19 protein-coding genes are annotated in these 21097 nt (G+C 34.2%); 13 read left to right on the forward strand and 6 right to left on the reverse strand.

Going from position 1 to position 21097, the window contains the following annotated elements:
* The first annotated feature begins 85 nt into the window (after positions 1–85).
* From ABID42_RS13200 to ABID42_RS13215, 4 genes are all read left to right on the forward strand, one after another.
* Complete coding sequence (locus ABID42_RS13200) at positions 86–682, forward strand: hypothetical protein (RefSeq protein WP_367284042.1); 597 nt, start codon at positions 86–88, stop codon at positions 680–682.
* Positions 683–936: 254 nt separating this feature from the next.
* A complete protein-coding gene (lipB, locus tag ABID42_RS13205; RefSeq protein ID WP_367284043.1) occupies positions 937–1674 on the forward strand; it encodes a lipoyl(octanoyl) transferase LipB in 738 nt (245 codons plus the stop codon).
* A gap of 69 nt (positions 1675–1743) precedes the next feature.
* Entirely contained in the window at positions 1744–2151 is a 408-nt protein-coding gene (locus tag ABID42_RS13210) for a hypothetical protein (protein WP_367284044.1), read from the forward strand.
* 232 nt (positions 2152–2383) lie between these two features.
* A complete protein-coding gene (locus tag ABID42_RS13215) occupies positions 2384–3106 on the forward strand; it encodes a 3'-5' exonuclease (RefSeq protein ID WP_367284045.1) in 723 nt (240 codons plus the stop codon).
* Here ABID42_RS13215 and ABID42_RS13220 read toward each other — a convergent pair.
* A complete protein-coding gene (locus tag ABID42_RS13220; RefSeq protein WP_367284046.1) occupies positions 3103–3558 on the reverse strand; it encodes a sterol desaturase family protein in 456 nt (151 codons plus the stop codon). The genes ABID42_RS13215 and ABID42_RS13220 overlap by 4 nt on opposite strands.
* Before the next feature lie 214 nt (positions 3559–3772).
* Here ABID42_RS13220 and ABID42_RS13225 point away from each other — a divergent pair, with 214 nt between their 5' ends.
* Positions 3773–4267, forward strand: coding sequence for a hypothetical protein (locus tag ABID42_RS13225; RefSeq protein WP_367284047.1), 495 nt, complete (start codon positions 3773–3775; stop codon positions 4265–4267).
* Positions 4268–4271: 4 nt separating this feature from the next.
* Complete coding sequence (locus ABID42_RS13230; protein WP_367284048.1) at positions 4272–4760, forward strand: GAF domain-containing protein; 489 nt, start codon at positions 4272–4274, stop codon at positions 4758–4760.
* A gap of 8 nt (positions 4761–4768) precedes the next feature.
* Here the strand turns inward: ABID42_RS13230 and ABID42_RS13235 are convergent, their stop codons facing one another.
* Together ABID42_RS13235 and ABID42_RS13240 are read right to left on the reverse strand one after the other, a co-directional pair.
* Positions 4769–5122: a YraN family protein gene (locus ABID42_RS13235; RefSeq protein WP_367284049.1), complete on the reverse strand. Its 354-nt coding sequence runs from the start codon at positions 5120–5122 to the stop codon at positions 4769–4771.
* Between the two features lie 85 nt (positions 5123–5207).
* Complete coding sequence (locus ABID42_RS13240; protein WP_367284050.1) at positions 5208–8159, reverse strand: M16 family metallopeptidase; 2952 nt, start codon at positions 8157–8159, stop codon at positions 5208–5210.
* A 338-nt stretch (positions 8160–8497) separates the two neighbouring features.
* Between ABID42_RS13240 and ABID42_RS13245 the strand changes: the two genes are divergently transcribed.
* The 4 genes from ABID42_RS13245 (at position 8498) to ABID42_RS13260 (ending at position 13940) form a co-directional block, all read left to right on the forward strand.
* The gene (locus tag ABID42_RS13245; protein WP_367284051.1) at positions 8498–9877 is read left to right on the forward strand and encodes a monooxygenase; all 1380 of its coding nucleotides are present in this window, start codon (positions 8498–8500) and stop codon (positions 9875–9877) included.
* 215 nt (positions 9878–10092) lie between these two features.
* Entirely contained in the window at positions 10093–12021 is a 1929-nt protein-coding gene (locus ABID42_RS13250) for a KUP/HAK/KT family potassium transporter (RefSeq protein ID WP_435521477.1), read from the forward strand.
* Between the two features lie 23 nt (positions 12022–12044).
* The gene (locus ABID42_RS13255) at positions 12045–13106 is read left to right on the forward strand and encodes an NAD-dependent epimerase/dehydratase family protein (RefSeq protein ID WP_367284053.1); all 1062 of its coding nucleotides are present in this window, start codon (positions 12045–12047) and stop codon (positions 13104–13106) included.
* Positions 13107–13274: 168 nt separating this feature from the next.
* On the forward strand, positions 13275–13940 hold the full coding sequence (locus tag ABID42_RS13260; protein ID WP_367284054.1) for a hypothetical protein: 666 nt from the start codon (positions 13275–13277) through the stop codon (positions 13938–13940).
* Here the strand turns inward: ABID42_RS13260 and ABID42_RS13265 are convergent.
* Positions 13937–14632, reverse strand: a complete 696-nt coding sequence (locus tag ABID42_RS13265; protein WP_367284055.1) for an AlbA family DNA-binding domain-containing protein — start codon at positions 14630–14632, stop codon at positions 13937–13939. The two genes, ABID42_RS13260 and ABID42_RS13265, sit on opposite strands and share 4 nt — an antisense overlap.
* A 304-nt stretch (positions 14633–14936) precedes the next feature.
* On the opposite strand from ABID42_RS13265, the gene ABID42_RS13270 reads away from it, so the two are divergent.
* The 3 genes from ABID42_RS13270 (at position 14937) to ABID42_RS13280 (ending at position 18056) form a co-directional block, all read left to right on the forward strand.
* Positions 14937–15626, forward strand: a complete 690-nt coding sequence (locus tag ABID42_RS13270) for a phosphoadenylyl-sulfate reductase (protein WP_323260589.1) — start codon at positions 14937–14939, stop codon at positions 15624–15626.
* Positions 15627–15772: 146 nt separating this feature from the next.
* Entirely contained in the window at positions 15773–16714 is a 942-nt protein-coding gene (cysD, locus tag ABID42_RS13275; RefSeq protein ID WP_323260587.1) for a sulfate adenylyltransferase subunit CysD, read from the forward strand.
* 97 nt (positions 16715–16811) lie between these two features.
* Positions 16812–18056 (forward strand): sulfate adenylyltransferase subunit 1, encoded by a 1245-nt coding sequence (locus tag ABID42_RS13280; RefSeq protein WP_367284056.1) that lies wholly within the window; start codon positions 16812–16814, stop codon positions 18054–18056.
* A 75-nt stretch (positions 18057–18131) separates the two neighbouring features.
* On the opposite strand, the gene ABID42_RS13285 is transcribed toward ABID42_RS13280, so the two are convergent.
* Positions 18132–19010 (reverse strand): hypothetical protein, encoded by an 879-nt coding sequence (locus tag ABID42_RS13285; protein WP_367284057.1) that lies wholly within the window; start codon positions 19008–19010, stop codon positions 18132–18134.
* A gap of 55 nt (positions 19011–19065) precedes the next feature.
* Positions 19066–20634, reverse strand: coding sequence for a P-loop NTPase fold protein (locus ABID42_RS13290; protein ID WP_367284058.1), 1569 nt, complete (start codon positions 20632–20634; stop codon positions 19066–19068).
* Positions 20635–21097 lie beyond the last annotated feature (463 nt).

Raw genomic sequence — 21097 nt, forward strand, 5'->3', positions numbered from 1 at the left:
TCCAACTCGTTATTATTCACGCACGAGTTGGAAACTCGTGTTACAGGGTTCAAATGCTAACATCTTACATTAAAATTTTAAAATCATGAAAAAACAATTTTTTTATCTAATTTTCTTATTCTTCACAATGTGGAATGTATCCAAAGTACAAGCACAATGTGATATTGCTCAATTAGCAATTACAGACTCAACAACGACAAAATCATTGAGAGGGTTTATCCAAAAGGTATATTCCCTTAATCCACAGATTATAGACAACCTTACCAATAAAAAAACTGCGATAGTTTTGCTTCATGAGTCCAGACGTGGAGTTGCTAAAGGACTAGAAGAAAAGATTTTTGAGGCGGCAATTTGTGAAAATAATTATTTTAAACATTACAAGATGTCTATAAATGGTTATTTTCAATTAGATAATGTTTTGTATTTGGTAACATCTCCACTTTTCGGTTCTTTCAAAACTGATAACTACGATTATGACAACCCTTGTCTTAGCAAAATTTTATCAAAACATTCTTTAAGAGAATTTAAAGCTTCAAAATGGGTAAAAAAGCAAAGAAATAATGTTGAAATAGAAGTGTTAGAGCAAGGAGATAAATTAAATATTTATGGATGTATAATAATACCAAACCTAAAAGGTAAGGGTAATGAGGGGGATTATAGTTTACTTTTCACTCTGGATTAATTATAGTTGTTTTTTCTCAAGCATCAAAAAAGGTCGTTGATATTGTATTCAACGACCTTTTTTGATGAATATTGATGAGTAGTTTTTGTGATTTATAAAGTATTAAAACAAAGAATTCCATTTATCTTGCTTTGAAAATGGAATTTAGGTATGTTTTTATGTAAAAGCGTAATTTTAAAGAAGTTTTTCAAGCGAAACCATAAGTGCTGAAAATGCGTTGATTAATCTTAGTGTGGATGATAAATTAGAAGAAAGTGATTCAGAATAAAAATGTAATTTTCCAGAATCTGGGATTAATAGATTACCAAACTGCATGGGATTATCAAGAGAAACTCCATGCAGAAATTGTTGCCATAAAACTAAACAATAAACATTTAGAGGTTGATAAACAGGAATTAACGCCCAATTACTTACTTTTCTGTGAACACCCACATGTTTATACTTTAGGCAAAAGTGGTAAGCCTGAACATCTTTTGTTAGATGAAAATACTTTGGAACAATACGAAGCCAAGTATTATAAAATCAATCGTGGGGGCGATATTACTTATCACGGGAAAGGACAATTGGTCGGTTATCCGATTTTTGATTTAGAGAATTTCTTTACAGATATTCATAAATACATGCGTTTTTTGGAAGAAGCCGTGATTCGTACTTGTTCGGATTTTGGTATTGATGCTGGAAGAATCCAAGGTTTAACAGGCGTTTGGGTTGACCATCTCGAACAGAAAAATCCAAGAAAAATTTGCGCAATGGGCGTAAAAGCTAGTCGCTGGGTAACGATGCACGGTTTTGCTTTGAACGTAAATACAGATTTGAATTATTTCAAACACATTGTTCCTTGTGGCATTGAAGACAAAGCCGTTACATCTATTGAACAAGAATTAGGAAAACCCCAAGATTTCCAAGCCGTTTCAGATAGAATGTCGAAACATTTAAAAGATATTTTTGAGATAGAAGCTTTGAGCTTGAGCGATGAGCTGTCAGCTTTTTGATTTTAAAATGAATACTGTATAGTAAAAAACTCATCGCTCATAGCTCAAGGCTCACAGCAAAATTAAAGAATGAAAAAAGATATAGAATTTCCCAATGTTGAAGGCGTAAAAATTGCCATTGCCCGTAAGATTAATGAATTGAATGAAGTAGAATGGGACGTATATTTAATCAATCGTTTATCTGTTCATTTAGAAACCGTTTTTGTGAATTCTCGTGGTTATGGAATTAATCCAGATGGAAAAGAAACAAAAACATCTCAACTTAGACATTTTTATAAAGAAGTACCTGCAAGAGAAATTATCAAAGTAGAAATTATCACGCCAGATGTATTTCATTTGAATAATGAATATTGGGTGAGTTATTATATTGGTAATCAGATATTTGATAAAAAATTCATTTTTGTGCCTGAATCTATCCGTGAGGAAAATTTAATGCTTATTAATCAATTGAATTTAGAAGGTGTTTTGCATGAGTAGTTTTTTTGGGGATTTGTTGACTTGAAGACTTTAGGACTTTAAGATTGAAGATACAAGAAGCAAGAGACAAGATATTTTTGATTTTTTGATTTTAAGACTAAAATACAAGTAATTGATAATTATAAATACTCAAAGCTGATAGCTCGTTGCTCACAGCTAAATTATTAACATCTACATTGCTCAAAGCTGATAGCTCATTGCTGACGGCTTAAGCTTATAACTCAAAGCTTATATGGACTTTCAGAAGTTTGCTAAAAACCTATTATTTATCGATATAGAAACGGTTTCTGCCGAAAGTAATTTTAATTTACTTTCCGACAGAATAAAAACTTTGTGGCAACATAAAGCCAGTTTTCTGATGAATCCAAATCAATTAAATGAAGAGGAATTTTACTTTGACCGTGCAGGAATTTATGCAGAGTTTGGTAAAATTGTGTCGATTGGTTTGGGTTTTTTCCATTGGAATGATGAGCAGGAAATTTGTCTGAAAGTAAAATCTATCAGCGGAGACGATGAAACGCAAATTTTGAACGAATTCAAAAATTTGATTGAAAAAAAATACAAACCCACTTTGGCTTTTTGTGCGCACAATGGTAAAGAATTTGATTATCCCTACTTGTGTAGAAGAATGTTAGTAAATGGTGTTGAGATTCCTAAAGCGTTACAAATTTCAGGAAAAAAACCTTGGGAGATTGCCCATTTCGATACTTTAGAAATGTGGAAATTTGGCGATAAAAAACACTACATTTCACTAGAATTACTGGCGTGTTTGTTCAATATTCCAAGTAGCAAAAGTGAATTGTCAGGAGATAAAGTGAACTTTACTTATCACAAAGAAAACGATTTGCCCAAAATTGCATCTTATTGTCGTGAAGACATTATCGTTTTAGCTCAAGTGTTTTTGAAGTACCAAAATATGGATTTGGTAAAAGAAGAAAATATCGAAAGAATTTAAGGTTTAACTTTAGTGTCTTCGTACTTTTTGGGAGCATACAAAAAACCAAACGCTTCAGCGCCTTCTCGCTCATGTACTTTGTGGTGAACGTAATGCGCTTTCATAATCCGTTTCATATAAGGATGTTTTGCCACAAATTTGATTTTGATTCTGCGATGAACAATTACATCATGGAAAATAAAGTAGAAAATTCCATATAAAGTAACACCCAGACCAATCCAAAATAAATACCAAAAATCTGGATTAAAATTCCCCAAGGCAATCGTAGCGATTGAAACCGCAGAAAAGACAACAGCAAACAAATCATTTTTTTCTAACACTTCATTATGATGCACATGGTGCGAACGATGCCAACGCCACATAAAACCGTGCATGATGTACTTGTGCGTAAACCAAGCCGTGCCTTCCATCAACAAAAAAGTACCGAATAATAGAGTAAGTTTGATAAGCATTTTGATTAAGTTTATGAGATGAATGCAGTATCCAATTCAATTATAGTCTTAACCAAAAGTACTAGAATTTTGTTTGCGATGTGCCTTATTTGAGAGATGATTACGAACAAAAGTAATTAATACTTAACTTTCACTAAATCGTTTCCTGCAGTTTTAGGAACTGATTTTACTTAAAATCCATTATCTGTTTAGTGAAAAAGAAAACACAAAAACTATGTTTATCCCTTTTGAAAAAATGCCAGATTATGCCCGTGTTTGGGTGTATCAAACTGATAAAAATTTAAGCGATGCTGAATTTATATATGTGCAAGAAACCCTTGAAGCACAAGTAAATCAATGGGCTGCGCATGGTGTGCCTTTGGTGGGTTCGGTAAAGATATTTCATAATCGCTTTATCGTTGTAGCGGTGGATGAAGTACAGAATCAAGCTTCTGGCTGTTCGATAGATGCTTCTACTCGTTGGTTAAAAGAACTTGGTGCTGAAATGAATATTAATTTCTTCGATCGTTCTATCGCTTTTATTCATGAAGATGCTATTCAAAGCGTAGAAATGTTGAAAATTAAAGCACTTGTAGCAGAAGGAATTATTCATCCTGAAACCTTAATTTTCAATAATTTAGTTGCCAATATTGGCGAGTTTAAAAATAATTGGCAAGTAAGTGCAGCTCAAAGCTGGATGAAACGTTACTTCTTAACAACGAGTGTTTAATACCATGTCTGAAAATTTATATCTTCCATCAACAACGAACCGTCAAGAAATTTATGAAAGCTTATTGCCACAAATCAAAGCTCTTACTTCTGGAGAAAGCGATTTGACGGCAAATCTTGCTAATATTTCAGCGGCTTTAAAAGAAGCTTTTAATTTCTTTTGGGTTGGATTTTATCTTAAAAAAGAAAATCAATTGGTGTTAGGGCCTTTCCAAGGTTCAATTGCTTGTACTCGTATTCATTTTAATAAAGGAGTTTGCGGACATGCTTATACGACCAAGGAAATTGTAATTGTGCCAGATGTAGAAGCTTTTCCTGGTCACATTGCTTGTTCTTCTGCATCAAAATCTGAAATTGTGTTGCCTGCTAAAGATAAAAACGGAGAAGTATTTTTAGTACTTGATGTGGATTCTGATGAGCTAAATGATTTTTCGGAAGTGGATGCAGAAGGTCTATCACAAATTATTCAATTGATTGAAGAAATGGCGATTTAGATTTCCAATCAATAAAAAGCATCTTCAAAATGTGATACTTCAACGGTGTTGTTTTTGAAAACGACTGCCACAATATCAAAACGAATTTGTTGATGCCAATTGTTTTTAAACACATAAAAGTCTGCGGCTTTGGTTACCATTGCTACTTTGTGTCTGTTTACTCCAATTTCGGGCATTCCGAATTTTAAATTGGTAAGAGATTTTACTTCGACGAATACTAAGAAGATTCCTTTGCGTACAATCAAGTCAATTTCTGCTCGACCGTAGCGATAATTTCTGTGGAGAATTTGATAGCCTTTTTCAATGAGGAAATTGGCTGCGATGTCTTCGGCTTTTTTGCCTGTTTCTAGGTGTTCTGCCATTGGTTTGTAGAGTTTTAAGCTATGAGCTATGAGCCGTGAGCTATGAGAAAAACTCAAGGCTCACTGCTCATAGCTCAAAGCTAAATTAATATCCAAATACGTCTTCTAAAGTCAATTTCTTCACTTCTCCGTATTTTTTCAAATCTTCTAAATTTACTTTTTTCTCAGAAGCTACGATACACATCGAATATGGTTTTTTCGCCAATAAAGTATCTTGAAATTTCTTTAAATCAGCCAAAGTTAGTTTATCCAATGCTTGGAAAATCGCCTGACGCTCATCTACTTTTACGCCTTTGTCAAGACCAGTCAGATAAGTATAAATGATATTGTCTTGCGTAATTCTTTCTGTCTGATAATTCTTTTTCATACTTGCAATGGCCGTTTCCAAATTCTTTTCAGACGAAGGGAATTCATTCAATAATTCATCCATTCCAGCAATTGACTCATGAATTTTATCTGCTTGTGTACCGATGTAAGCAATCATGCGATACTTCTCATCTTTAGTATTTGGCGTTTGATAAAAAGCATAAGTCGAATAAGCCAAAGCTTTAGATTCACGAATAGTTTGGAATACAATTGACGACATACCACCACCGAAGTAATTATTGTATAATTCTACAATTGGGGTTTCTGATGGACTAAACTGAATTGTTGGACGAACCCAGTTGATTTCAGCCTGAACCATATCGTAATCTGTAAATAATACTGCTGGTTTAGTTGGCGATTCCATTTTGAAATCAGCTACCAAAGGTAAATCAGCTTTGAAAGTAGTATTGATTTGGTGAACGCCTTTTAATGCTACTGCCAATTCTTCAACAGATTTTGGTCCATAATAAATTACAGAATGTTTGTACGAGAATAAATCGTGCAAGAAACTAATCAAGTCTTCTGATTTCAACGCTTTCAATTCAGCATCTGTGAATTGTAAAGTGTTTCTTGGGTTTTTAGCGCCATAAGATGCGTAAGTTGCTAAACCTTGTAAAATTGCTCCTTTGTTTAATTTAGCATCGCTTCTTTGCTTCAATAATCTGCCTTTAAGTAATTCTAAAGCGGCATCATCTTTTTTGCATTTAGTTAATAAATCTTCAAAAAGACTTACTGTTTTTGCAAAGTTTTCATTCAGACCCGACATCGCTAAAGTAATGTGATGGTCGGTATAAGAAGTATTAAAACTGCTTGCCAAACGATAAAATGCCGTACTGATTTGTTCTGCGTTCATTTTATCAGTACCTACAAACTGTAAATATTGTAAAGCAATTGGTAATACTTTACTATTCCAAGAACCCATATCAAAACGGTAGCTCAAACGGAAAAGGTCGTTATCAGTGTTTTTCACAGTAAGAGCCTCCAAAGTACCAACTTTACCTTTTTTGATGTCTTTATTGAAATCTAACCATTTTGGTTGGATGTTTGTCATCGGAGTTTCATTCACATCTTTTAAGAAATCTGACTGAGCTTCACGATTTACTTCTACTGGAGTGATGGCAGGTTTGTCAACTTTGGTGATATTTGGGTCTGTACCTTTGCGTTTGTAAACAATTACGTAACCATCGCCACAGTATTTTTTAGCGAAATCCATTACTTCTTGTTTGGTTACTTTACCCAAAGCGTCATTAATCGCTACATAATCAGTCCAATTATTAGATTTATCAGCCACAAAACTTTCAAGTAAACTATAAGCACGAGAAGAATTGTTTTCTAAACCTTGAATGGCATTCATTTTATAATTGGCGGCAATCGCTTTGATGATAGATTCATCAAAATTTCCAGATTTCAATTTATCTAATTCGCCTAATAATAATGTTTTTACTTCATCCAGTGTTTGGTCTTTTTTAGGCGAACCTGTCATTTGCCAAACAGCATAATCTTTGTTCCATTCTGGGCTACAGCTTGCTCTTAACACTTTTTGAGCTTTCACTAAGTTTAAGTCAATTAAACCTGCTTTTGAATTCGACATCAATTCATCTACAATTGTACCAATGATTTTCTCTTTGGCATTCAAAGAACCAGACCAACGCCAAGCAATAGTCAGGGCATCTGGAGTAGGACCAAATACTTCACGAACCAATGGTGCAGTAATCGGTGCTTCTGGTGCTGGCTTGTATTCTTGAACTGGTTTTGCAACCATGTATTTGAAAGAAGCCTCAATCTTTTTGATTAAAATATCTGAATTGAAATCGCCCACCATGATGATTGCCATGTTGTTTGGCACATAGTATTTTTTGAAGTAATTGCGAATTTCAACCAAAGAAGGGTTTTTCAAATGTTCAATCGTTCCGATGGTTGTTTGTTGTCCGTAATTATGTGTTGGGAACAATGCAGCGTTGCGAGATTCATAAACTTTCCAGCCATCGTTGTCAAGACTACGGTTTTTTTCTTCGTAAACTGCTTCTAATTCAGTGTGGAAAATACGAAGAATTGGATTGCGGAAACGCTCTCCTTGTAATTTTAAAAAGCGGTCGATAGCATTTGCAGGAATATCTTCTGTATAAACAGTTTGTTCATACGAAGTAAAAGCATTCGTGCCTTGTCCGCCCATCGAAGCCATCATTTTATCATACTCATTAGCAATAGCGAATTTGGCAGCTTCACCAGATACTCGGTCGATTTCCTTGTAAATAGCTTTACGGCGTGCTGAATCAGTAGTTTGGTTGTACTTTTCGTAAAGTGCATCAACTTGGTCAAGTAATGGTTTTTCTTTTGACCAATCCAATGAACCAAATTTGTCAGTTCCTTTGAACAACATGTGTTCTAAATAATGGGCAAGACCCGTATTGGTTCTTGGGTCGGTATTTGAACCTGCACGAGTAGGAATCAAAGCGGCGATTCGTGGTTCTTTGTGGTTTTCACTAAGGATAACGGTTAGTCCGTTAGCTAATGTGTAAAAACGAGCTTTCATTGGGTCGTTACTTACGTATTTGTAAGTATAGCCAGCAGCAGAAGCTGTTTTCCAATCAAAAGTTTTTTGAGCAAATGCTAGAGTGTTTAGAAGTAGCGATAACACAACTCCCAGCAGAGATAACCTAAGGTTTTTCATGCGAAGTATGGTGGATTTTAGAAAAAGAAACAATTAATAGATTTATTGACAAAGTAACTATTGTTTTTTGATAAACGGTATTGTTAGTTGAATGTTTTGAGCATTACGTTCAAAGATGTTGTTTCAGCGACAAAAGTTGCATGAGTATGAAGTGATGAGTTACTAAAAGCCTTTGGTTAATTATGCTTTTAAAAATGTTTTTACAAGAAATCTGTACCTTTTTGTATAATTTGTCGTACTTCACTTACGTAAACATTTCGTTCATTCGTTTATTTATTATCAAGCATGTTTATTCATGTCAAATCAGAAATTTTAGTGAAATCCAATACAAGCCGACTATGAAAAAGTACTTTTATTATAACATTATCTTATTGTCATTGAGCTGTTTAATGATGGCATCGTGTTCTAAAAATGCGGTAGATGATAAACAACCCGCCAACGAAACTTCAAGCTTTTCTTTACTTCAAGATAGAATTATTACGCCTACTTGCGCTACGGCAGGCTGTCATGCTTCTACTTCAGACGCCACTTATGCACAACATGGTTTAGTGTTAGAAAAATCGGTAGCCTATGCCAATTTGGTTGGAGTCGTGCCTAAAAATGAGCTTTCGAAAGCGGATGGACATCTCAGAGTAAAAGCCTTTAAATCTTTAGAGAGTTTGTTTTACCATAAATTGAATTGGGATGCCTCTCATCATGGAGGTAAGCAGTATGCTTCACCAATGCCTTTGGGTGGAAAGGCTCTTTCGGTTGGACAAATAGAATTTGTACGTCGTTGGATAGAAGCAGGTGCGCCCAAAACTGGCGATGTGGTGGATAAAACTTTATTGGACGATACAACGCCAAGTACTTCTACAAGCGATGATTTCAAAACCATGCAAACTCCACAAGAAGAAGGAGTAGCTGGTTACCAAATGAAGGTTGAAAAATTTACGATTCAACCCAATTTTGAAAGAGAACTTTTTATCAGAAAAACAATAGGTAATACTGTTGATGTATATGTGAATAAACTTAAATTTCAGTCTCGCCCCAATAGCCATCACATGGTTTTGTATGATTTTAGAGATAAAACGGCAAGTACTTTGCCAACCATTAATACCATCAGAGATTTGCGTAATGCAGATAATACATTGAATTTGGTGACTGCAATTCAAATGTCAAATCATGTTTTTTTAGGCGGAGGAACGAATGCTAGTCAGGAATATACTTTTCCAGAAGGAACAGCTTTAATGTTACCAGCAGGTATGACAATTGATTTGAATCCACATTATTTTAACAAAACTACAGATATTCATTATGGCGAGAATAATGTAAATCTTTATACGGTCGATAAATCAAAAGTAAAATATGTGGTAAAAACCATAGACTTTAATAATACCAATTTCAATTTACCTGCTAAAACGATTACAACAATCACGAAAGATTTTAAATTTAATACAGATGTAAAAGTGGTTTCATTGACTTCGCACAATCATAAATATGGACAGAAATTTGTGATTAAAATTCTGGGAGGTGCTAGAAATGGCGAAGTAGTTTATGAAAGTACCGACTGGGAACATCCAGCCATGATTAATTATTCAACACCCATTTCATTGAAAAAAGGAGAAGGACTTACATCCATCGTTACTTATAATAATACTTCAGATAAAACCATTTCGTTTGGATTAACTTCCGAAGATGAAATGGACATTATTTTTGGTTATTATTATGAAGAATAACGTAAAAAAGTAGAAAAAGGGGAACTAAAAAATGGAAAAGACTTCTAAGAAATTAGAGGTCTTTTTTTGAATGATGGAATAAATCCAGAAGAGGTATTATATTTGCTTGCAATACAGACAATAATCTGCCTTTTTTTGAATAAAATTTTACTTAACCAATAAAAAATTGTAACCATCGGTGTTATAATTGCTTCCTCTTTATGGAACATAAAAGTATGGACAAAGCCACTGCAGCGGGTCTGCTGGTAGCGATGGGAATTATTTATGGTGATATTGGTACTTCGCCACTCTACGTAATGCAGTCGATTATTGGTAGTGTGCCAATAGATGAGAGAACAGTTCTCGGCGGACTATCATGTATTTTTTGGACATTGACGCTGCAAACCACCTTCAAGTATGTAATCCTAATTCTTCGAGCAGACAACCGTGGTGAAGGTGGTATCTTAGCCCTTTTCGCATTGGTAAGACGTCATGCTAAATGGCTTACTTTTCCTGCTGTAATTGGTGCATCAACCCTTTTGGCAGATGGAGTAATTACTCCGCCAATCTCGGTAGCTTCTGCCATTGAAGGGCTTCTGAAAATTTATCCTGACCTTCAAACAGTTCCGATTGTACTCGCTATTATTACGGGCTTATTTATGTTCCAAATCTTTGGTACTAAAGTAGTTGGTAGAGCATTTGGTCCAATTATGTTGATTTGGTTTTCGATGTTGGCTTTCTTTGGAATTATTTGGATTGCACAAGACTGGACAGTTTTAAAAGCACTATCTCCATATTATGCTTACGATTTGTTGACGAATTCTCATGGAGGAGAAAGCGGTTTCTGGCTTTTAGGAGCAGTTTTCTTATGTACTACAGGAGCTGAAGCTTTGTATTCTGATTTAGGACATTGTGGTCGTGGGAATATTAGAATCAGTTGGATTTTTGTAAAAATTGCCTTGTTACTTCAATACTTCGGACAAGGAGCGTGGTTGATTTCACAAAATGGACAATTACTAAACGGACGTAAACCTATTTTTGAATTAATGCCAGAATGGTTCTTGATTTGGGGAATTGCCATTGCTACAGCGGCAGCAGTAATTGCCAGCCAAGCCTTAATTTCGGGTTCTTTTACTTTGGTTTCAGAAGCTATCCGTTTGAATTTTTGGCCCAAGGTTCGTTTGCATTATCCTTCAGACCAAAAAGGACAATTGTATGTGCCAAGCATGAATGTTTTCTTATGGTTGGGCTGTGTAGGTGTAGTTTTATGGTTTAAAGAATCAGCCAATATGGAAGCTGCCTACGGTTTAGCGATTACCATGACGATGTTGATGACTACTGCTTTAATGGCATATTACCTCCATACTCGGAAAATTGATATGTGGTGGGTTGTAGGATTCATCGTTTTGTATGTAGCGATTGAAGGCGCATTCTTGGTAGCAAACCTTCGTAAATTTGTTCATGGTGGTTATGTTTCATTGTTTATTGCAGCAGCAATTATTGCTTTAATGGTAATTTGGTTTAGAGCCAATATCATTAAAATGCGATTGACTGAATACGTAAAACTTGCCGATTATATTGAACCTTTGAAAGAACTAAGCCGAGACATGAGTATTCCTAAGTACGCAACGCACTTAGTATTTATGTCGAATGCGGCTAGAACTAGTGAAATAGAATCTAAAATTATTTACTCTATCTTCCAAAAACGTCCAAAAAGAGCAGACATTTATTGGTTTGTCCACGTTGATACCATGGATGATCCATATACAATGGAATATAAAGTAAGCGTTATAGAGCCTGACGATGTTATTAAAGTAAATTTCAGATTGGGTTTTAGAGTTGAACAAAGAATAAATCTTTACTTCCGAAAAGTAGTTGAAGACATGGTGAAAAAAGGAGAAGTAGATATTACCTCTCGCTATGAATCTTTGAATAAGCAAAATGTAATTGGTGATTTCCGTTTTGTGGTGTTAGAGAAATTTTTATCGTTCGATAATAAATTATCGCTTATTGAAGGTTTAATCATGAAGGCTTACTTCTTTATCAAAGATTTTACTCCTTCAGAAGATAAATGGTTTGGACTTGATACCAGTGCAGTAAAAGTAGAAAAAGTACCATTGATTATTCGTCCAGTAGAAAATGTAGTATTAAAAAGAGTAGATTAAACCTTAATTTATACATAAACATCTTGAAAATTCTTATCACAGGTGGAGCAGGTTTTGTAGGTTCTTCGCTCGCCATTAACATTAAAACTAATTATCCTTCTTACGAAGTAATTTGTCTGGATAATTTAAAACGTAAAGGCTCAGAATTGAATCTTCCTCGTTTAGCAAAAGCTGGTGCTATTTTCGTTCACGGGGATATTCGTAATAAAGAAGATTTTGATGCCTTGCCTGTAGTTGATTTCGTCATAGAATCTTCTGCTGAACCTTCCGTTTTAGCAGGCTTAGAAGGCACTCCAGATTATTTGATTAACACCAATTTAGTCGGTACAATCAATTGTTTGAACTATACTAAAAAGTGCGGAGCTGCTTTTATATTTCTATCTACCAGTAGAATTTACCCAATTAAAGCCATTGAAAAATTGAATTTTGAAGAAGCCGAAACTCGTTTTGTGCTTTCAGATGAACAATCAATTCCGGGTGTTTCTTCAAAAGGTATTGCAGAAAATTTCCCATTGGATGGAGCAAGGTCTTTATATGGTGCCACAAAATTGGCTTCTGAATTAATGATTCATGAATACAATGAATTTTATGGCATGAAAACCGTTATCAACCGCTGTGGAGTATTGACTGGTCCTTGGCAAATGGGTAAAATAGACCAAGGAGTAATGGTACTTTGGGTGGCAAAACATTATTGGCAACAGCAATTAGCCTACATTGGTTATGGTGGTTCAGGTCGCCAAACTCGTGATATGTTACATGTAAAAGATTTATATCGTTTGATTGATTTCCAATTACATAATATTGACAAAGTAAACGGAGAAATCTTGAATGCTGGTGGAGGAGTAGAAGTAAGTGCTTCTTTGCAAGAACTTACGCAGATTTGCCAAGAAGTAACAGGTAAAACCATTCCAATTAGCAAAGTAGCAGAAAACCGTGCGGCGGATATTCGTTTGTATGTAACAGATAATACAAAAGTAACGGCATTAACGGGCTGGAAACCTGAAATTTCAATGAAGCAAATCGTAACAGAAATCACAGAATGGATTGCAGAAAATGAAGAAGCCTTGGCTTATGTATTGAAGTAAAGGATTAACAGGTTTGTTGATAAGAAAAGCGTAAAAGGATTAAAAAACTTTTGCGCTTTTTTGTTTTTATAAATGTTCATCGAAAAACGCTTCAAATAATTGACTGTCAGAAAACTAGCAATATAAAAAAGTTGTATATTCGTTGATTATAAATAAACCGAACTGAATATGAAAAGACTGATACTTATTTTGATATTCTTCCCTTTTTTATTGCAAGCTCAAATTCAAGTAAGCACTAGTTTGAGCTATGTAACAGAACCAAGTTTTGGTGAAGACGGTGCTTATACGGGTTCGGGTATAGACATCAGTTTGCGTAAACATCTCACAGAAAAATGGAAACTCACAGCTTACTCTGGTATTAACAAAATGAGAGTAACCTTAGCTGTGCAATCTAGGTTTGATTATAGCACAAAAATTTATGGATATTATTACAAAGATGTTGTTCCTGTATCGTTCGGGGCGGAATATTACATCTGGAACAAAAAGTTTATTAAACCTTTTGTTGGATTAGAAACAGGGACATATTTTACGAGTTATCAAACACAAATAGACCCTAATTATCTTTCTTTTGCCAAAAATATACCAGCTGGAAGTTCTATCAATTGGGGGTTTTCTCCAAGTTTAGGAATTCAGTTTCAAGAAAATGCAGATAGATTGGGTTTATTTTTAAAAGTAAAGCACACAGGAATTGTATATGGCAATACAGGGCTGTCGAATATGTTAAGTTTTAGTGCAGGCTTTACTTTTAAATTTGGAAGAAAAATTATGTGGAGACCGCCCGTTATTGAAGTGCCAACGCAAGCACCATATTATGAAACAAAAGACTTATACTAAGCTACTGAGTAGTAATCAGCTGTTTCATGTGCTTGAATTTTCAGGACATTCGCTAGTACCAGTAAAACGAGTGTTCTTGACGCTAACCAAAGAGGAATATTGGCAATTTTAGCAAATTCAGCTAAGGTGATTTGTGGGTTTGCCGATAAATAAGTCATCAATACTTTTTCTTTTTCTCCGAAATTGAACTGAATACCTTCCTCGTTTTCTCGTCTCAAGATTTGTTTCATTTCTTTACTTGCTTGTACCGAACGGTCAGCGACCCGTACATAAGCTTTTCCCATTTCTTCGGTTTCTAGCTGTACATAATGAGGTTTTTTATTACTTTTAGGAATGGTGATGACTAATACTTCACGGTCGTCGGTCACACTGATGCGTTCAATATCGTAAGCAATAGGAGGGAAGCAGTTGCGTTCAATCGCTCGTACCAAAATGTACTCATCTTCATCTACGAATTTTAGTCCAGGAATACTTTTATCGTCTCCAACACCAATCAACAAGGTTCCTCCTTTTGTATTGGCAAAAGCAACAATTTCACGGATAATTTTTTCAGGGTGGTTAGCTTTCATCTTAAACTCAAGTTGAATACTCTCTCCCTGACGGACGAGGCTCTTTAAATCCTTTAAACTCATTTCCGACACACGACTGTGGTTTTCAGTCTTTTCAAAATAGGATACAAGTGCCTGATTCATACATATTTATGATTTAGGTATGCTTATAAACAAAGATGGATTTGTTTTAAAGATAACAGATTTAGAAATACATTATTTTTTTTACTTTAAAAATATTTTAGACAAAATCTACCCAATTAATAGACTTTATATGTTTTTTTTAAGAGACTTTGTCTAACTTTGCACTCCTAATAACTTAGCTACCAATAATTAAACTAAATGCTAAAGAATAAACAAGTCTAAAAGCTGAATAGTTTGCCAAGTGTAACTAAGCGAGATGAAATTTTGTTAAGCTCAAAATAGAGGATAAAATTCAGGATTGCTTATGTCAGATTTAAGTCAATTAAAACAAGCCTTAGAAGGTCTTTCACTTACAGAAGGTCTTAGTTACATGGCTGAAAACTACGGAAAAGTAGTTTTTTCTTCATCGTTTGGTCAAGAAGACCAAGTGATTACCGATGCGATTTTCAAGAATAATTTCAACATCAAAGTTTTTACCCTTGATACTGGTCGTTTATTCCAAGAAACTTACGAGTTGATGGATACTACCAAAAACAAGTACGGCAAAGAATTTGAAACCTACTTCCCGAATACAGCAAAAGTAGAAGCCTTAGTGAAAGAAAAAGGCTTCAACAGTTTTTACTTTTCTGTGGAAAACCGTAAAGAATGTTGTGGTATTCGTAAAATCGAACCTTTAAAAAGAGCTTTGGCTGGTGCTGAAATTTGGATTACAGGTTTGCGTTCAGAGCAATCTGAAAACCGTTCGGACATGGAAATTGTAGAATGGGATGCCAACAATAATGTGATAAAATTCAATCCATTAATTCACTGGACTTACGAAGACGTTTTGGCTTACTTAAAAGAAAATAGAGTACCTGATAGTCCTTTGCACAGAAAAGGTTTTATTTCTATCGGTTGTGCTCCATGTACAAGAGCTATTCAAGAAGGCGAACATCCACGTGCTGGTCGTTGGTGGTGGGAAGCTTCACAAAAAGAATGTGGATTACATAGTTAGTTAAGAGTTGTGAGTGATGAATTGTGGTTTTACTTAGTATAAAGTACAAAACCAAGATTGGTTAATAATGTATAATAAAAAGCTTACAGCTCATTGCTTATAGCTGATATAGCTTACAGTCAAAGAATTAATAAATATTAAAAAATATGGTTGATCATTTAAAAAATCCGAGTTCAGAAGTATCCACTCCGAAATTCGGTTTTTTCCCTCGTGAATTAGAAGACGAAGCAATCTATATTATGCGTGAAGTGGTTGCTCAGTTCGAGAAACCAGCACTTTTGTTTTCTGGTGGGAAAGATTCAATTACTTTGGTGCGTTTAGCCCAAAAAGCTTTTTACCCCGGAAAAATCCCCTTCCCATTACTCCACGTTGATACAGGACATAACTTCCCTGAAACCATTGAATTTCGTGATTGGTTAGCCAAAGAAACAGGTGCAGAATTGATTGTACGCTATGTACAAGATTCTATCAACCAAGGAAAAGTAAAAGAAGAATCAGGAAAATATGCTTCTCGTAATGCTTTGCAAACAGTTACTTTATTAGATGCTATCGAAGAATTCAAATTCGATGCTTGTATCGGTGGCGCAAGACGTGACGAAGAGAAGGCTCGTGCGAAAGAACGTATTTTCTCAGTTCGTGATGATTTCGGTCAGTGGGATGCAAAACGCCAACGTCCAGAATTATTTGATATGTTGAATGGTCGTATTGCGATTGGTGAAAACGTGAGAGTATTCCCAATTTCAAACTGGACAGAATTAGACGTTTGGAATTATATCAAAGAAGAAGAAATGGCAATTCCTTCTATCTATTATTCGCACAAACGCCAAGTAATTCAACGTGATGGTATGCTTTGGGCTGATTCTGAATTCTTGAATAAAGATGCAGACGAGATTCCTTTTGAAGAAACTGTTCGTTTCCGTACTGTTGGTGATATGACTTGTACTGCTGCCGTAGCTTCTGAAGCGATTGAATTAGATGATATTATCGGTGAAATTCTTTCTGCAGAAATCTCTGAACGTGGTGCCAGAATCGACGACAAACGCTCTGAAGCAGCCATGGAAAAACGTAAGCAACAAGGATATTTTTAATTAATTGTGAGTTAGTGAATGAGTGATTTAGTGATTTTTACTCTATGACTTCCTTTTATTCACTAATTCACAATTCACTCATTCGCTCAATAGAAAAATGGACATACTTAGAATAGCAACAGCAGGTTCGGTGGATGATGGGAAAAGCACCCTCATCGGACGACTTTTATACGAAACAAAATCAATCACTCGTGATAAAATTGAAGCCCTTGAAGCGGCTTCAAAACGTAAAGGTTTAGACTTTTTAGACCTTTCTTTATTAACGGATGGACTTATCGCCGAACGTGAACAAGGTATCACAATCGACGTTGCCAATATTTATTTCTCAACACCAAAACGTAAATACATCATCGCAGATACGCCTGGTCACTTTGAATATACTCGTAACATGGTTACTGGTGCATCAAATACTAAGGTTTCTATGATTTTGGTAGATGCTCGTAATGGTGTGTTAGAACAAACTTTCCGTCACTTTTTCATCTCATCAATGCTTCGTATTCCGAAAGTAATTGTTTGTGTTAACAAGATGGACTTAGTGGGTTATTCTGAAGAACGTTTCAACGAAATCAAAGATGCTGTTCAAGCTTTGGCTGATAAAGTATCTTTTGAAGGACAAGAAATTACCTTCATTCCGATGTCTTCTTTGTACGGACAAAATCTTTCTACGCAATCAACAGAAATGCCTTGGTTTACAGGAGCACCTTTGTTGGAAGAATTAGAAGAAACCAATTTCGACGAAATTAGAAAGCCAGCTCGTTTTCCTGTACAATTTGTGGTTCGTCCAAAGACAGAAGAATTCCACGATTACAGAGGTTATGCAGGTAAAATTAGCAGTGGAGTTTTCTCGGTAGGAGATGAAATTACTGTTTTGCCAACGGGACAAAACTCTAAAATTGCGACGATTGAAAAATTCGGTACGCAATTAGAGAAAGCAGGAGCGAAGGAATCAGTAGTAATTACTTTAGAGACTGACGTAGATGTTTCTCGTGGTAATATGTTGGTGAAAACAACTTCAACACTTGAACCATTGAAAGAAATCACGGCAAGAATTTGTTGGATGGATTCTAAACCATTGGTTTCAGGCAAAACATATATTCTTCAACACGGCATCAATGATTCAAAAGCGAAAGTAATAGCTTTGAATAATAAAATTGATGTAGTAAATCAAGACACAATTGTAGATGCCGTTTCGGAATTGAAATTGAATGAAATTGGAGAAATTATCTTGAAAACTGCGAAGCCAATTTTTGCAGATAAATACGAATACAACCCTGCAAACGGAGCCTTTATTTTAGTGGATGACCAAACAAACTCAACCGTTGGCGTTGGTTTTGTTTTATAGGAATAAAGATTTACTGATAATGAAAAAGCCCCATGAGATTGGGGCTTTTTCATTATCAGCAAATCGTATAGAGATTTATTCTTCCCATTTATCTATTAATTCAAATTGGTTTTCACGTAACATCGCCTTAAATTCATTCCTTGCTAAACTATCCGCTTGTCTGTAATGAAAGTGAAAATAACCAAATTCTAAGCTATGAAAATCTTTTGTTTGCTCGTATCCTAAGTCAATAATATTGCCAATAAATCCACTAAATACAGTTTCCTCTTTTGTAAATAATTGAATTTTTTTGTGGTCATCAAGTATCAAATTTGTTTCACCTAATTGTGAATGAACGACAATATTTAAAAAGCCATTTTCAAGTGTATTTATCTTTTGTATTTTTAAAAAATCAATCACTGTTTGTTTATCGACAAAATGTTTGGCAACCCAAAGTTCAGTTAATCCGTTTTCCCAATAACTTTTTATGTAAATCCAAAAGCCGTCAACTGAAGGTAAGAATTCGATAGCTTTCAAAAAAACATCTACTAAATTGTGTTTAGCAACAACTAATTCAAATTCAAACAATTCATTTTCATTCTGTCCATAAGCCACAAAGCTTTCTTTGATTAAATCATAATCCAATTCATTATCTGAAACGCCTTCTACTATACCTATTGGTGGAATGAACGGTGTATCAGTGTCATTTTCAATAATAAATGTAAAAGTATTGGTTCGCATATACACATCATTTGCAATGCTAAGTAATTCATGGTTATTTTCAATAAGGTCAAAATGCTCTAAAAGTGAAGCCTGTATCAGATGAGGGTTTGTGAAATGATGATATGAAGAAGCATTTATAACTTTCTTTAAAGCATCTCCCAAATGTTCTCCGTAGGCAAAAAAGTTTCCAACAATTCCTGTGTTAGCGTCTTTTTGACCTTCTATAAGTAAATACCAAAGTTCATTGTTCATGTAATGATTACTTGAATTATAAAATTGAGAAATAATTGATTTTAAGCCCCGTCAATCAAAAGTTTTTCTCAATAAACCTTTTGTAAAGTTTTTTAAAAGAGATGCCAGGCAGGGGTTCAATTGCATTTTGATTTTTCGAAATATTTTTAAGAGCAATAATGTCATCAGTAAGATTTAATGAATAGAAAATCTTGATATTCTCTCCAATATTGATACCATCAATTTCACAATGTAATGTTTCATTACTATGCTTTAATTTATCTAAATCTTTAGAATTAGTAATATCATGAAAGCTAAGTGCAATCATTTCCTCAAAAAGGTTCTTTAAGTTTATTCTAAAATAATTGTTATCGTTAATATTAAAATCTTTACTATTCTCCAGTGCTTTTAGGAGACCACCTTTCCCATCAAAGAAATCGATAAAAAAAATCGTCAATCTATAAATACGAGAATTCTTCAATATGGGTAAATAATCAAGATACTGTTCAATTTTGGGAAAATCTCTTTTTTGATTGATATTTCTAAAACTGACTTGGTTATTTTCTAAGAAATAGATTAAAAGCTCTTTTATAAATTCATCAGAAAATGTATTTGCCCTAAAATGATTTTTATACGTCGGGAAATTAATATTTGTGAGGAGGCTCTCATCTTTGATTTTATTATTATTATTGTAAAAAGAGTCTTGTTCTAATAATATCTTTTTTATGTCGAAGTGATAAATAGATTTAGAATAATATTTTGAAAAATAACCTTCAAAATCAGCTTTTTCACCGAATCTATGATGAAATACACTTTCTATATTTCTTACATCGCCAACTAAAATGACTTTACTAAAACCAAATTTATTTTCATTGGCATAATTAAGCTTATTGCCACTTGAGGGTGAGAAATGATTTCCAAACACATTTAATATCCTAAATAAATGGTCAGGGTCTAATCTATCCATATCATCAATTAATAATATGATTTCTTTGTCTGGGCTTCTCTTTGTTTTTATAGCTTTTAGTGCTTCTACAATTATTTTAGTAATAGGGTCCTCATCTCCATATTCTGCTTGATGTCCAAGAATCTGCATCATGAAATCATTTGCTCTTGAATCATCATCATTATTAACCTTAATAACAAATTCGTTATAGCCTTTTTTTGCTTCTTTATATATTGATATTAGTGTTGGCAAAATAAGACTGATTGTCGTATTATTTTCAGATAATGCAGAAACAGAAGACATTAAAGATAAGGAGCTATCAATGTTGCCAATAGAAAGTTTATCCTTCAAATACCACTGGAACTTGACAAAATCCGATAACTGAGGATTGTAGGCTATACAATCTGGATGATTTTTCATTAAGTGAAACAAAATGTCAAATTTAATAAGCTCAAAAATATCTTGATTTGAAGCCGTAGAGTAATTGACAGGATATAGCTTAATAACTTCGTATTTCTTTTTATTTTCATCAAAAAACTCTTCTAAAAAATAGCTTTTCCCTGAACCAAACTTCCCTGAAAAGAAGAGACGAAGGTTGTTTGGAATATTTTCTAAGTGATTTTCAAAGTCTTTAAAGACTGAATCAACAGGAATATGAAATTGAGCTCTATGACTTACTTCTTCTTGATTAGATGGCATTTGTGTAGGGGGAATAATAGTTATGATTTAATTATAAATGTAGTATTTATTTGATAATTAATACCCTGTTGTAGAATGAGAGTATGCCTTTAATTTTCCTCATCTGAGGTGATTATCTTCTTCGCAATTCACTTTAAAAGTGCACAATCCAAAAAAAATCTTCCGCAATAGCAATTTCATTTTCCGCAATTCATTTTAAAAAGTGCACAATTCAAAAATAATTTTCTACAATAGCGATTTCACTTTCCGCAATTCATTTTAAAAAGTACACAATTCAGAAATAATCTTCCGCAATTGTAATTTCATTTTCCGCAATTCATTTTAAAAAGTACACAATCCAAAAATAATTTTCCACAATAGATATTTCATTTTCCACAATGTCTTTTATATCAATATTTTAGCTAAAATAATATAGGCTTTTTTGTGAAATATTTTGATTAATTATATAATTTTATAGTAAACC

This window comes from Arcicella rosea, assembly GCF_040543805.1.
In the GTDB taxonomy this organism is placed as follows: domain Bacteria; phylum Bacteroidota; class Bacteroidia; order Cytophagales; family Spirosomataceae; genus Arcicella; species Arcicella rosea.